This is a genomic window from Pseudoalteromonas sp. SR41-7, from assembly GCF_014163935.1.
Classification (GTDB): domain Bacteria; phylum Pseudomonadota; class Gammaproteobacteria; order Enterobacterales; family Alteromonadaceae; genus Pseudoalteromonas; species Pseudoalteromonas distincta.
The window spans coordinates 80,091-93,999 of the sequence record NZ_JACJEF010000009.1 but is presented as its reverse complement, the minus strand read 5'-3'; the positions used below and the strand labels follow the sequence as shown (position 1 = coordinate 93,999).

Annotated in this window: 11 protein-coding genes and 1 riboswitch; of the genes, 4 read left to right on the top strand and 7 right to left on the bottom strand. The window is 40.1% G+C overall.

Annotation, left to right across the window (positions count from 1 at the left end):
• Positions 1-18 precede the first annotated feature (18 nt).
• Positions 19-675, top strand: coding sequence for a nitroreductase family protein (locus H5092_RS13485; RefSeq protein WP_182733698.1), 657 nt, complete (start codon positions 19-21; stop codon positions 673-675).
• Positions 676-755: 80 nt separating this feature from the next.
• On the opposite strand, the gene ribB is transcribed toward H5092_RS13485, so the two are convergent.
• The 6 genes from ribB to dapB all read right to left on the bottom strand — a co-directional run bounded on the left by ribB (position 756) and on the right by dapB (position 9,182).
• Positions 756-1,409, bottom strand: a complete 654-nt coding sequence (gene ribB, locus H5092_RS13480; RefSeq protein ID WP_182733742.1) for a 3,4-dihydroxy-2-butanone-4-phosphate synthase — start codon at positions 1,407-1,409, stop codon at positions 756-758.
• Between the two features lie 246 nt (positions 1,410-1,655).
• A riboswitch (FMN riboswitch) is annotated at positions 1,656-1,827 on the bottom strand.
• A gap of 76 nt (positions 1,828-1,903) precedes the next feature.
• Complete coding sequence (locus H5092_RS13475) at positions 1,904-2,962, bottom strand: S66 peptidase family protein (RefSeq protein ID WP_182733697.1); 1,059 nt, start codon at positions 2,960-2,962, stop codon at positions 1,904-1,906.
• A 158-nt stretch (positions 2,963-3,120) separates the two neighbouring features.
• Positions 3,121-3,597, bottom strand: a complete 477-nt coding sequence (greA, locus tag H5092_RS13470) for a transcription elongation factor GreA (RefSeq protein ID WP_004335404.1) — start codon at positions 3,595-3,597, stop codon at positions 3,121-3,123.
• A 48-nt stretch (positions 3,598-3,645) separates the two neighbouring features.
• Positions 3,646-6,864, bottom strand: coding sequence for a carbamoyl-phosphate synthase large subunit (gene carB / locus H5092_RS13465; RefSeq protein WP_182733696.1), 3,219 nt, complete (start codon positions 6,862-6,864; stop codon positions 3,646-3,648).
• A gap of 16 nt (positions 6,865-6,880) precedes the next feature.
• Positions 6,881-8,017 (bottom strand): glutamine-hydrolyzing carbamoyl-phosphate synthase small subunit, encoded by a 1,137-nt coding sequence (carA, locus tag H5092_RS13460; RefSeq protein ID WP_004335400.1) that lies wholly within the window; start codon positions 8,015-8,017, stop codon positions 6,881-6,883.
• 361 nt (positions 8,018-8,378) lie between these two features.
• Complete coding sequence (dapB, locus tag H5092_RS13455) at positions 8,379-9,182, bottom strand: 4-hydroxy-tetrahydrodipicolinate reductase (protein ID WP_004335398.1); 804 nt, start codon at positions 9,180-9,182, stop codon at positions 8,379-8,381.
• A gap of 352 nt (positions 9,183-9,534) precedes the next feature.
• Between dapB and H5092_RS13450 the strand changes: the two genes are divergently transcribed.
• From H5092_RS13450 to H5092_RS13440, 3 genes are all read left to right on the top strand, one after another.
• Positions 9,535-10,848, top strand: coding sequence for a Na+/H+ antiporter NhaC family protein (locus H5092_RS13450; RefSeq protein ID WP_182711679.1), 1,314 nt, complete (start codon positions 9,535-9,537; stop codon positions 10,846-10,848).
• Positions 10,849-10,980: 132 nt separating this feature from the next.
• Positions 10,981-11,769 carry a nucleoside-binding protein gene (locus H5092_RS13445; protein WP_182733695.1) on the top strand — a complete coding sequence of 263 codons (789 nt, stop codon included), beginning with the start codon at positions 10,981-10,983 and terminating at the stop codon, positions 11,767-11,769.
• Between the two features lie 198 nt (positions 11,770-11,967).
• Positions 11,968-12,984, top strand: a complete 1,017-nt coding sequence (locus H5092_RS13440) for an alpha/beta fold hydrolase (protein ID WP_182733694.1) — start codon at positions 11,968-11,970, stop codon at positions 12,982-12,984.
• Positions 12,985-13,095: 111 nt separating this feature from the next.
• On the opposite strand, the gene H5092_RS13435 is transcribed toward H5092_RS13440, so the two are convergent.
• Positions 13,096-13,893: a M48 family metallopeptidase gene (locus tag H5092_RS13435; protein WP_004335391.1), complete on the bottom strand. Its 798-nt coding sequence runs from the start codon at positions 13,891-13,893 to the stop codon at positions 13,096-13,098.
• Positions 13,894-13,909: the final 16 nt, after the last annotated feature.

Below are 13,909 nucleotides of genomic sequence, written 5' to 3'. Positions count from 1 at the left end.
TATTCAATGGAGAAACTAATGACTCACCCTATTATTAATGACTTAGAAAAGCGTTACACAGCAAAACGTTACGATGCAACGAAACGTGTATCTCAAGACGATTTAGCCGTTATTTACGAAGCTATGCGCCTATCTCCATCATCTATTAACTCGCAGCCTTGGAAATTCATCGTAATTGAATCAGATGAGGCTAAAGAGCGTATGCATAGTACATTTGCTAATAAATTTGCGTTTAACCAGCCACATATTAAAACAGCTTCGCATATAATATTGTTCGCTCACAATCCTAAATATACCCGCGATGACTACGCACAAGTTATTGATGCAGATATTAAAAATGGCCGTACTAAAGCAGAAAATCGCGAACAAGCTTTTGGTGCTTATGCGTTTGTTGATATGAATACTGATGAGCTAGGCGTTAATGAAGAGTGGACTAAAGCACAAACTTACATTGCACTGGGTAACACTATGCATGCCGCTGCACGTTTAGGCATTGATTCAACCCCAATGGAAGGCGTAGATGCCGAGCTGATTGGCGAAGTCTTTGAAAAAGAACTTGATGGTTACGTATGCGACGTCGCATTAGTACTTGGCTATCATGATAGCGCTGAAGATTATAATGCTAAATTACCTAAATCTCGCTTAGCAAAAGAGCAAGTTATTCAGGTTTTATAAGTAATACGTTATAAACTTAAATGATAACAATATTAAAAAACCACTTATTTAAATAAGTGGTTTTTTTGCTTTAAAGCAGTTTAACTTACTTTGCGCTGTGCAGCCTGAATGTATTGCACTAAATCTTCAATAGAAACCACGGTCATACTATGTTTATTAGCATAATCACTCACCTCAGGTAAGCGCGCCATTGAGCCATCAGGATTTGTTAGTTCGCAAATTACGCCAAATGGTTTTAAGCCGGCAAGTTGCATTAAATCAACGGATGCTTCGGTATGACCGCGACGCACTAATACGCCACCCGTTTGTGCTTTTAAACCAAATACATGCCCTGGGCGCGATAAATCACTTGGTTTTGCATTATCCGCTGTCGCTGCTTTTATAGTAGTTACTCTATCAGCAGCAGACACACCTGTTGTTACGCCATGCTTAGCTTCAATAGTGACTGTATAAGCGGTGTTATTTTGACTCGTATTCTTAGCTACCATTTGCGGTAAGTCGAGCTGTTTAATGCGCTCATCCCCCATGCATAAACAAACAATACCGCTGCCTTCGCGGATCATTTCGGCCATTTGAGAAGTCGTTAAATGCTCAGCTGAAAAAACAAAGTCGCCTTCATTTTCACGGTTTTCATCATCAACAACAAGTACGCCTTGGCCTTGCTGTAGTGCAGTGATTGCGCTTTGTACGCGGGTATGGCTTTCGCCGAATTGAGTAAGTAGAGACTGAATCATCATTATATTCCAAATAAAAATAATAGATTCAGGACTGTGAAAGGATCAGTAATACATCACTTAAATTTAAAGCGATCACTACAAAAATAGCTTAAATAGAATAACAAAAAGCACGCAGCAAAATGCAGCGCACACTGTTATACCAATAACATTAAATTAGTGACTAATTATAGCGCAAAGAAAAATAGCTCACTTAACGCGATACAAGGATCATGTCTTTAATAAAATTGGTTTTAGTATAATAAGCCATATTCTCTTTCATCCGGACTGTAACCGTCGGCTCTGGCATCTCACCAGATCTGCTTGACCTTTACTTAACCTAAAATAAGTTAAATAAAGCGCTCGCGGGCTCGTTTAAGTCATAAAAAACATTAAACATACCGCCGGTGGGGAATTTCACCCCGCCCTGAGAATTTACAGTAAGCATTAGCACTTACTGTAGGCATATTATACGCTTGTATTTATTTGTTTTTCAAAACTAAATACAATAAAAACTACGAAAGTTGAATATTTAACGATGCGCGATCTACTATACCTTCGTTTATATCAGCAACTAGCGTACAGGTAGCACCATTGACCAAATTTAAGTTAGGTTGAACGTGCCCTATATCGGCATCAAAAATTACAGGAAATAAACACCCACCTAGCGCTACATCTAATGCATGGCGATAATCAAAGGCATCGTAATGACCTTGTGTTATTTCACTTCTCCCTAAAACCAATCCATTGATATCATCAAATATTCCGGCTAATTTTAATGACAGTAAAAATCGTGCAACGGTTGTTGGTGTAAGTTCTGAGTTTTCGAGGTATAAAATAAGCCCTTCGGGCGCACTGTCCTTTTTAAACTCATGCAGCGCTAAAAATGGCGAGTCGAGCAATAAACCTACGGTATCTAAACACCCACCAAATAACCGACCAGACATTTCTATGGTACGTTTATCTGTGTAGTTTAAACATTGCCAGTTTGTGGGCTCACTCGGGCTGAGTAATTCGTTCGGGTTTTGCGCGTAATTAGGCTTATTTTTTTGGTATAAAGAAGAAGGACCTTGCTCAAACTTACTACCGGCTTCGTAGGTCAGAGTTTCAAATATTTGTAAGCTGTACGGATTTTTTTCATCTGGGTGTAACTGCATAAGATTGGCGCTGTGGAGGGTTGCCCATTGGCACTTAGCAGTGAGTGCACATGCAATAGTACTCACATCAGAAAAACCAACTAACCACTTAGGCTTTGCTTCTTTAATGGCGTTAAAATCAAGTAGTGGCAGTATTTCCATTGCCAGCTCACCACCCATTGGCGGCATAATCGCATCTATTTCATCATCTAATAAAAAACCCATTAGCTGCTTAGCATGCGCTTTAGCATTAAGCTGTTCACGTGGTTTGTTTTGACGTAAAAACTCGCCTTCAACAACATTATACCCTCGTTGTTGTAGTCCATTTATAACAATATCTAAGCGTCCGTGATACTTTTCTTTTAGCCCAGATGAAAGCGAGCAAATAGCAATTTTAGAGCCTACTTTTAAAGGCGCTGGGTAAAGTATATTAGCCATTGAGTGTTCCTTTTAATGAAGTGATTATGTACCTATATCATCATGCTCACTCTTTATGCAATATGAACACCCTTATCAGTATAGTGATTTATTTAAGGCATAAAAAAACCGATGTAAATACATCGGTTTTTATTTAAAACGTTAAAGTGAGTTATGCGTTAAAGATACTCAACTTCAATGATTTCGTACTCAACGATACCTTTTGGCGTTTGGATAGACACTGCATCGTCTACTTGTTTACCAATTAAGCCACGTGCAATCGGTGAATTAACAGAAATTAAGTTGTTTTTAATATCTGCTTCATCATCGCCTACAATACGGTATTTTACTTCAGCATCCGTATCTACATTTACTATAGTTACGGTAGTACCAAAAATAACTTTGCCCGTATTTGGCATTTTAGTTACGTCGATTATCTGAACATTTGAAAGTTTAGCTTCAATTTCTTGAATACGACCTTCACAAAAACCCTGTTGCTCACGTGCAGCGTGGTACTCAGCGTTTTCTTTTAAGTCACCGTGTTCACGCGCAACAGCAATGTCGGCGATAATTTTTGGACGGGTAACTGTTTTTAATTCGTTAAGCTCTTTGCGCAGTAAATCTGCGCCACGAACTGTCATCGGAATTGATTGCATACTTTTCTCACTTAACACCAAGGCCCTAGTTGGCCTTGGCACATTTCCTTAGTTCAATCGCAGGTGTAGCTCTTGAACTGACGTTACTTTACTACGGTCATCTGCTTTGTTAGCAGTACAGTTAGCAAAAGCCGCGTTCAAGGTTGTCGTATAGTTGGTTTTATTTTGCAATGCACCACGACGTAACACCTTCGAATCTTCGATCGCTTGGCGACCTTCGGTGGTATTAACGATATAGCTGTACTCTTTATTCTTGATATAATCAAGAATATGCGGGCGGCCTTCATATACTTTGTTTACACGTCGTACTTCAATGCCAGCTTCTTCAAGAGCTTGTGCCGTGCCACCCGTTGCGTCAAGTTCAAAACCTAAGTCGGTCATAATCTTGGCTAATTCAACAATGCGTGGCTTATCGCTATTACGAACAGATAATAACGCGCGACCACCGCGTGGTAAAGTGTTGCTTGCACCTAATTGTGCTTTTGCGAATGCTTCGGCGAAAGTATCACCAACACCCATCACTTCACCCGTTGAGCGCATCTCAGGGCCACGAATTGGATCCACACCCTGAAACTTAGCAAATGGTAAAACAACTTCTTTAACGCTGTAATAAGGAGGGATCACTTCTTTAGTAATACCTTGGCTTGCCAAAGACTGACCCGCCATACAACGAGCCGCCACTTTTGCAAGCGCTACACCGGTTGCTTTTGATACAAACGGTACAGTACGTGCGGCACGCGGGTTAACTTCAATTAAGTACACTTTGCCATCTTTTACAGCAAACTGTGTATTCATTAAGCCAACAACACCAAGCTCAAGCGCCATATCGGTTACTTGCTTGCGCATTACATCTTGCACTTCTTGCGATAAAGAATGTGCTGGTAATGAACATGCTGAGTCACCAGAGTGAACACCGGCTTGCTCAATGTGCTCCATGATACCGCCAATAATTACTTGCTCACCGTCGCAAATTGCGTCAACGTCAACTTCAATTGCGTTATCTAAGAAACGGTCCAGTAATACAGGTGCTTCGTTTGATGCAGATACAGCTTCGGTCATGTAGCGACGTAAATCGTCTTCATCGTATACAATTTCCATTGCACGACCACCTAGTACATACGACGGACGTACAACTAGTGGAAAACCAATTTCGACTGATTTAAGTAGTGCTTCTTCAGTTGAAGTTACTGTTGCATTTTCTGGCTGAAGTAAGTTCAAACGCTCAACAAGTTGTTGGAAACGTTCGCGGTCTTCTGCACGGTCAATCGCATCAGGTGAAGTACCTGTTACTGGAACGCCATTCGCTTCAAGCTCACGCGCTAATTTAAGTGGTGTTTGACCACCGTACTGCACGATAACGCCTTTTGGCTTTTCAACACGTACGATTTCGAGTACGTCTTCAAGTGTAATTGGCTCAAAGTATAGTCTATCAGATGTATCGTAATCGGTAGAAACCGTTTCAGGGTTACAGTTAACCATAATTGTTTCATAACCGTCTTCGCGAAGCGCAAGCGAGGCATGTACACAACAGTAATCAAATTCAATACCTTGACCGATACGGTTAGGACCGCCACCAATAACCATGATTTTGTCTTTATCTGTTGGGTTTGCTTCACACTCTTCATCGTAAGATGAGTACATGTAAGCTGTGTCTGAGCTAAATTCTGCGGCGCACGTATCAACACGCTTGTATACTGGCACGATGTTTAATAGGTGACGTTTTTTACGAATTTCAGCTTCAGATACACCAGCAATTTCAGCTATACGTGGATCTGCGAAACCTTTGCGTTTAAGTTTACGTAGGAAGTCGGCATTTAAACCAGCCATACCTACTTCACCAATTTTTGCTTCGTCTTTTAAAATATCTTCTATTTGTACTAAGAACCAGCGATTAACTTTAGTCAGCTCATAAACATCATCAACGCTCATACCATGGCGCATTGCATCGGCAATGTACCAGATACGCTCAGCACCTGGCTCACGTAATTCGCGGATGATTTTTTCTTTAGCTTTAGGGTCATCAAGTGCAACTATTGGGTTAAAACCTGTTGCGCCCACTTCAAGACCACGTAATGCTTTGTGTAATGATTCTTGTTGGTTACGACCAATCGCCATTACTTCGCCAACTGATTTCATTTGCGTAGTTAAGCGATCGTTAGCACCGGCAAATTTTTCAAAGTTAAAGCGAGGAATTTTTGTTACAACGTAATCGATTGAAGGCTCAAAAGATGCTGGAGTTTTACCGCCAGTAATATCGTTTTGAAGTTCATCAAGCGTATAACCTACTGCTAGCTTTGCAGCAATTTTAGCAATTGGGAAACCCGTTGCTTTTGATGCAAGTGCAGATGAACGTGATACGCGTGGGTTCATCTCAATGATAACCATACGGCCATCTTCAGGATTAATACCAAACTGCACGTTAGAACCGCCAGTTTCTACACCAATTTCACGTAATACCGCCATAGAGGCGTTACGCATAATTTGGTATTCTTTGTCGGTTAGCGTTTGCGCTGGTGCAACGGTGATTGAATCGCCAGTGTGAACACCCATAGGGTCAAAGTTTTCAATGGTACAAACAATAATACAGTTATCGTTTTTATCACGTACAACTTCTGTTTCGTACTCTTTCCAACCAATCAGTGATTCATCAATCAATAATTCGTTTGTTGGCGATAAGTCTAAACCGCGCTCACAAATTTCTTCAAACTCTTCCATGTTGTAAGCAACACCGCCACCGGTGCCACCCATGGTGAAAGAAGGACGAATGATACATGGTAAGCCAATTCGGCTCATTGTATCTTTAGCTTCTTCCATTGAGTGAGCAATTTCAGCACGAGGACATTCAAGGCCAATGTTTTTCATTGCTACGTCAAAGCGTTCACGGTTTTCTGCTTTGTCGATTGCATCCGCCGTTGCGCCAATTAGCTCAACGCCGTGCTTAGCCAATACACCGTGCTTGTCTAAATCAAGTGCACAGTTTAATGCTGTTTGACCACCCATTGTAGGCAGTACTGCATCTGGCTTTTCTTTTTCAATAATTTTTTCTACCACTTCCCAGTGAATTGGTTCGATGTAGGTAGCATCGGCCATTTCAGGATCGGTCATGATAGTTGCAGGGTTTGAGTTAACTAATATAACTCTATAGCCTTCTTCTCTAAGTGCTTTACACGCTTGAGCACCAGAGTAGTCAAATTCACAAGCTTGACCAATTACAATTGGGCCTGCGCCTAAGATAAGAATGCTTTTTATGTCGGTACGTTTTGGCATTATTACTCCAGTTAAATTAGTGTTTACGCGCTTGCATCAAATCGATGAAGTGGTCAAATAATGGTGCTGCATCGTGTGGACCTGGACTTGCTTCAGGGTGACCCTGGAAGCTAAACGCAGGCTTATCAGTACGATGAATACCTTGAAGCGTTCCATCAAATAACGATTTATGCGTGGCACGAAGCGTACTTGGTAGGCTTGATTCTTGAGCTGCAAAACCATGGTTTTGAGCTGTGATCATAACTACATTACGGTCTAGGTCTTTAACTGGGTGGTTACCACCGTGGTGGCCAAATTTCATTTTTTCTGTTTTAGCACCTGAGGCAAGGGCTAATAACTGATGACCTAAACAGATACCAAAAATAGGTGTGTCGGTTTCTAAAAAGGCTTGAATGGCTTCAATAGCGTAAGTACATGGCTCAGGATCACCAGGGCCATTAGATAAGAAGATACCATCAGGGTTTAAAGCAAGTACGTCAGCGGCAGAAGTTTGCGCTGGTACTACTGTAAGTTTACAACCACGGTCTACAAGCATACGTAAAATATTACGTTTTACACCGAAGTCGTAGGCAACAACATGAAACTTTTCATCAGCAGCGTCAAGGGTTTTAAATCCTTCACCTAATGTCCAGCTTGATTCGCGCCACTCAAAATTTTCCTTGGTTGAGACAACTTTTGCTAAATCCATACCTTTTAAACCTGGGAAGGCTTGCGCGGCTTGTAACGCTTTATTTTCGTCTAGCTCGTCACCGGCAACAATACACCCGTTTTGTGCGCCTTTATCACGCAAAATTCGAGTTAGCTTTCTGGTGTCGATGTCCGCAATACCTAAAATATTACGTTCTTTTAAGTAATCATCTAACGATTGCTCGTTACGAAAGTTACTTGCTAGCAGTGGCAAATCACGGATCACTAGGCCTTTAGCCCAAATTTGATTCGCTTCTTCGTCTTCGCTGTTGGTACCCGTATTACCGATATGTGGGTACGTCAAAGTTACGATTTGTTCCGCGTATGATGGATCAGTCAAAATTTCTTGATAACCAGTCATAGACGTATTGAATACCACTTCACCGACTGACATGCCGTCAGCGCCGATTGCAGTACCGCGAAACACTGTGCCGTCTTCTAGGACTAACAGAGCGGATTTAGTCAAGTTAAACCTCCTAACAGTAAAAAACGGGAGTAAGCAATTGCTTAACACCCCGCCAATACCCAGAGGGATCGTCAAAACCAGATTTTTGTGAGCTTAAATTGTTTTACGCAGTCTTAAATGATGCAGATGTAAAGCATTCAACCTTCAATCATTTTTCTTGCCTAAAACTATTTTCATTCCCACTGAAACCCTGGATTTACTAGCCACTTGGGTATAATTGGAAACACGCATTTAGTAATTTTTGGCAAATTGGCTGCATATTACATGAAGTTGCTATTTAGGTCTAACATTATTTGGTTAATTGTTACAAATAAGTCACTGTAGGTGAAATTAGACCCAAACAGTTAAAATAGTAACTAAACTACTTAAGATCTAGCACATCTTGCATATCATAAAGTCCAGCAGGTTTGTTTTTTAACCAGCTTGCAGCCCTTATAGCACCTAGAGCGAACGTCATTCTCGAACTTGCTTTATGTGTTAATTCAAGCCTTTCGCCCATTGTAGCGAAGTATGCGGTATGTTCACCTACTATATCGCCCCCTCTTAGGACAGAATAACCAATCTCATTTTGAGATTTCGCTGTTTCTACTTGGCTTCGGTCATATACCGCAACCTCGTCGTGATCCCAGCCTTTCGCTTGCGCGATTGACTCACCTATTGCCAGTGCAGTACCTGATGGTGCATCTATTTTATGACGGTGATGCGCTTCAAATATTTCGATATCTAAATCGTCACCAAATTTAGTCGCTGCAGTTTGCACAAGGTTAAGTAATACATTGACACCTACGCTGTAATTTCGCGCAAATACAATAGGGATATGTTTAGCGGCATCGTGTAATAGCGCCATATCATCATTTGTTAAACCTGTTGTGCCAATCACCATAGGAATTTTTTGTGCAACAGCTGTTTTTAAATGGTTTTTCATACCCGCTGGCAGCGTAAAGTCGATTAAAACATCTACATCATCTATTGTACTTTCGTCGCTAAAGCTAACACTGTTATCGGCTGCGCTATTTACTTGATTTACATTAATGCCTAATAGCGATGAACCACTACGAACATATGCGCCTGTAAGTTGTGTTTGCTCTTTAATTGTCGCGGCTTCTAATAGGGCTAAGCCCATTCTGCCGTTAGCACCAAAAACACCTATTCGATTTGTAGTCATGGTTTTTACCTAATTTAATTTGAATCCGTTTATTAGCCATATATCCGGGCATAAAAATACGCAGGTGGGTATTTTTATGCAGTTGGATAAATATTAATCGCTGAAAATCGCGTTGCTTTATAGATATTATCTAAAAGTCATGCAATAGTCAGGTGACCTTTTAATTTAATAATAATAACAATACCAGTTTACTTTAGCCATCTATACATTTAAACTTCTCTTTCGCGTCGATTTGGTCTTTGGCTTGCGGACGCTGCGGCTAACAACTTTTTAAAATAAAAAGTTGTACTGCTAAATTCAGCTAAAAGAGGAGTTTTGGCTGTGATAAATTTTACTGGTTATGAGGATTATGATGCAGCCATCATTTAATAAAAACAAAGCAATACTTTCTTTACTTCCCCTACTTACCTTTGTAGCGCTATTTTTAGGCTCAGGTTTGTATTTGCAATCGCAAGGGGTTGATTATGCTTTTTACCAACTACCTGCACCTGTTGCTATATTGCCCGCCATCATGCTTGCGTTTATTTTAAATAAAGGCACGGTAAACCAATGTGTAGAGACCTTTATTAAAGGTGCCGGACACAACAATATTATTACCATGTGTTTAATCTACTTACTTGCAGGTGCTTTTTCGGCTGTGGCAAGTGCAACCGGTGGTGTAGATGCGGTAGTAAATGCAGGCTTATCGCTTATTCCACCTTCGTTATTGCTCCCTGGTTTGTTTTTAATTGCGGCCGTTGTTTCTACTGCAATGGGAACGTCAATGGGTACGATTGGCGCCATTGGCCCTATCGCTTATGCGGTATCAATTAAAACGGGTATAGATCCAGCATTAATGGCCGGTACGATTGTATCTGGCGCTATGTTTGGCGATAACTTATCTATTATTTCAGACACCACTATTGCAGCTACGCGCACGCAGGGCTGTGAAATGAAAGACAAGTTTAAAGAAAATCTTAAAATTGCAGTCCCTGCAGCCATTCTAACAATCGCCCTGTTGTTTTATTTAACACCTGCTGCACAAGTAGTTGAAACTAAAGACTATGATATTTGGTTAGTACTTCCTTATGCCTTTATTTTAGTGTTAGCAGTTGCTGGCTTGAACGTATTTGTAGTGTTGTTTAGCGGTATTATTTTTGCCGCATTAATGGGCTTTACAGGAAGTTACGAAGGCGCAAGCTTTGTAAAAGACATTTACAAAGGCTTTACTGATATGCAGGAAATATTTTTACTTTCTATGTTTATTGGTGGCTTATCTGAATTTATTCGTATTAACGGTGGTCTTGATTACATTGCACAAAAAATTCAAGCGATTACTAAAATCATTGCAAAATGGCACCGTAAAGTGGCAGATCAATTAGGTATCGCTGCGTTAGTTTTAACAAGTAATGTATGTATTGCTAATAACACAGTGTCTATTATTGTCGCGGGTCCTATTGCTAAAAAGCTAGCAGATGACGGTGAAATAAGCTCTAAACGCTCTGCCAGTTTACTTGATATATTTGCCTGTGTTACACAGGGTTCATTGCCATACGGTGCCCAAGCATTGTTATTAGGTGCTACGTTTAAAATTAGCCCGTGGGAAGTATCAACGTCTTCTTATTACTGCTTTATTTTAGCATTTACAGCCATTGCAGTTATTTGCTTACGCCGTAATAAAGCATAGTTTAAACATCGACACTATGTTGCAGCTTAATAAGTAAGCTGCAACATATGTTAAAATAATACTCTACATATCAATCACTTTTGCTATAATGCGCGCCTTCGCGTGTCACTAAAATTATAGTTAAATACAGATATGAAATTTAAAAAATTACTTCCTCTCGTTACTTTTACATCAATTGCTTTATCGTCTTCTGCTTTTGCGGCTAATTGGAGCAGCACAGCACTACATATTAATAATGGCGACCAAAAAAACCCATTCACTGAGCAAGAGTCAAACACCACTGTTTACTCGGTTCAACATGCATCGGGTTACGATTACGGCGATAACTTCTTTTTTATCGATTACAGTAAAGACGATACCGATGATGGTTACCAAGATGCTGATTTTTATGGTGAGTGGTATTCAACGGTAAGCTTATCGGCCATTAGCGGCGAAAAAATTGGCGCAGGCGCATTATTAGATGTGGGCCTTACCGGTGGTATTAACGTTGCTGGCGACGCTAAAGTAATGAAATACTTGCCTGGTGTTAAATTAAGCTGGGATGTACCTGGGTTTAACTTTTTTCAAACGCTATTCACAGCTTACATTGACGATAGTGAAGGTGTAGCAAAAGGCGGGGCTCCTATTGAAACAAATAGCTGGATGCTTGATGTTGCCTTTGAATACCCTTTCACTATTGGCTCACAAAAATTTAGCTTTAAAGGCCACGCTGAATACATTGCAGAACGTGAAGATGAATTTGGTAACGATGTAGAGGCGTGGATACTCGCACAGCCTATTTTAGTATGGGATATGGGCCACGCTCTTCAAATGAAAGAAAACACACTACTGTTGGGTATGGAATTACAATACTGGCACAATAAACTAGGTACTGAAGTCACTGAGTCAGTGTCACAAATCCATATTGAGTGGACGTTTTAAGCTTTAACGATACTCGTTTTACTCTACATTAATAAGCGAAGCTCTCTTTTAGCTTCGCTTTTTTCATCTCCAAATTAAACAACGTTGAGCATGACAAAGCCTCAATTGAATAGTACTTAATGTTTGGTTACTATAATGAATTATTCTGAGTTTTATATATTAGAGCTCATATTATTTGTCCTTAATTGGAGTAACCAAATGTCGTCGATTAAAGTTATTTGCTTTTCTACTTTATTGTTATTAACAAACAATGCATTAGCGAGCACAACGCAAGATACCTCTTCACTTTCTTATGATGCACTTTTAAGCAGTTATCAGTACGACTTTAAAGTAAATTACTTTAACATTGAGTCACAAAAACAGTCCCTTAAAATGGCCTATATTTACTTAAAGCCTACCAAATCCGGCATGCCTACAGTGACGCTTATGCACGGCAAAAATTTTAATGCAGATTACTGGACTACCACTGCGCAATACCTGCAATCTTTAGGCTACGGCGTATTAATTCCTGATCAAATTGGTTTTGGAAAATCATCTAAACCAACTAATTACCAGTATTCATTTGCGGCTCTTGCTCATCATACTCATGCGTTAATGGACTCACTTAATATAAAAGAGTCAATTGTATTAGGGCACTCTATGGGTGGGATGCTAGCGAGTCGTTTTGCACTAATGTACCCAAACACAACTAGTAAATTAATTTTACTTAACCCTATTGGGCTTGAAAACTACCTGCAGTATGTTGATTACAAAGATACAAATTTTTTCTATAAAAACGAATTTTCAAAAACGCCAGAAGGCGTAAGAAAATACCAACAAAAAAATTACTACGATGGTAAGTGGAATGCCACATATTCAGCCTTAACCGACTTTATAACAGGGCAAATACAAGGCCCGGATAAAGAACAAATGGCATGGGTAAATGCAAAAACATACGATATGATTTTCACTCAACCTGTAATAACCGAATTTAAAGATTTAACTGTACCGGTTAAATTAATTATTGGTACACGCGATAGAACCGGCCCTGGCCGTAACTGGAAAAAAGACGGTGTTGATTACGAGCTTGGTCGATATGATAAATTAGGCAAACACGCTGCCACACTTATCCCTGACGCACAATTATTTGAACTGGATAATTTAGGGCACTTGCCGCACATTGAAGATTTCGAACGCTTTAAAAATGTATTTAAACAAGCACTTTCTGCTGAATGACCACGCTTAAAAACTAAAATAAAACCCCTGTAGGTAAAATACTTACAGGGGTTTTATTTTAATTACGCATTAATACTAAACGTACACTACTTCAGATAGTAAAGCGCTTAACTACAGTGTGCATTGTGGGTTTTTACCCTGTGCTTTAGCAGTGCTTTGCTCGCTAAGTGCTTTACTCATTTGCGCTTGTAGATTTTTAATACGGTTACTTGGCGCTGGGTGAGTAGATAAAAACTCAGGGGTTGTACCGCTGCCCGCTGCACTCATATTTTCCCAAAGTGTAACCGACTCTTGTGGATTAAACCCCGCCTGTGCCATTAAATCCAGACCTATAGTATCGGCTTCTGATTCGTGAGAGCGGCTAAATGGTAAAACAACTCCATATTGTGCGCCCAAACCTAAGCCTTGCATAATTTCGTTACGGTATTGAATATTACCCATTTCAAGTGCAGCACTACCAAGCTGCATACCGGTATCTAAAATAGAGCTTTGTGAAACTCGCTCATTAGAATGCTCAGCAATTACGTGCCCTACTTCGTGCCCTAGTACTGTTGCTAGTTGGTCTTGATTGGTGGCTATTTTTAGTAAGCCCGTATGAACCCCAATGTAACCACCAGGTAGTGCAAAGGCGTTAGCAGATTCATCTTCAAATACTACTACTTCCCAATTTTGCGACGCGTATTCTTTTGGTAATACAGCGACTACTTTTTCAGCAATACAATTTACATAAGAATTTGTTTTAGCATCTTTATTAATTGGTTGGCTTTTTTTCATATCTGCAAAGCTAGCAGTACCCATTTCACTCATTTGTTGATCTGAGTAAAGCGCTATTTGAGTACGTCCTGTTGGTGACGTTTTACAACCGGCTAAAACGGCTGTCGCTAATACTGCAAGTACTAGTTTTTTCATGATAATTCTCTTAAGT

Bases quoted from the DNA above. Each gene is read 5' to 3' on its own strand.
- H5092_RS13435 (WP_004335391.1), bottom strand. From the start codon at position 13,893: ATGAAAAAACTAGTACTTGCAGTATTAGCGACAGCCGTTTTAGCCGGT.
- H5092_RS13475 (WP_182733697.1), bottom strand. From the start codon at position 2,962: ATGGCTAATATACTTTACCCAGCGCCTTTAAAAGTAGGCTCTAAAATT.
- greA (WP_004335404.1), bottom strand. From the start codon at position 3,597: ATGCAATCAATTCCGATGACAGTTCGTGGCGCAGATTTACTGCGCAAA.
- H5092_RS13440 (WP_182733694.1), top strand. From the start codon at position 11,968: ATGTCGTCGATTAAAGTTATTTGCTTTTCTACTTTATTGTTATTAACA.
- ribB (WP_182733742.1), bottom strand. From the start codon at position 1,409: ATGATTCAGTCTCTACTTACTCAATTCGGCGAAAGCCATACCCGCGTA.
- H5092_RS13450 (WP_182711679.1), top strand. From the start codon at position 9,535: ATGCAGCCATCATTTAATAAAAACAAAGCAATACTTTCTTTACTTCCC.
- H5092_RS13485 (WP_182733698.1), top strand. From the start codon at position 19: ATGACTCACCCTATTATTAATGACTTAGAAAAGCGTTACACAGCAAAA.
- dapB (WP_004335398.1), bottom strand. From the start codon at position 9,182: ATGACTACAAATCGAATAGGTGTTTTTGGTGCTAACGGCAGAATGGGC.
- H5092_RS13445 (WP_182733695.1), top strand. From the start codon at position 10,981: ATGAAATTTAAAAAATTACTTCCTCTCGTTACTTTTACATCAATTGCT.
- carB (WP_182733696.1), bottom strand. From the start codon at position 6,864: ATGCCAAAACGTACCGACATAAAAAGCATTCTTATCTTAGGCGCAGGC.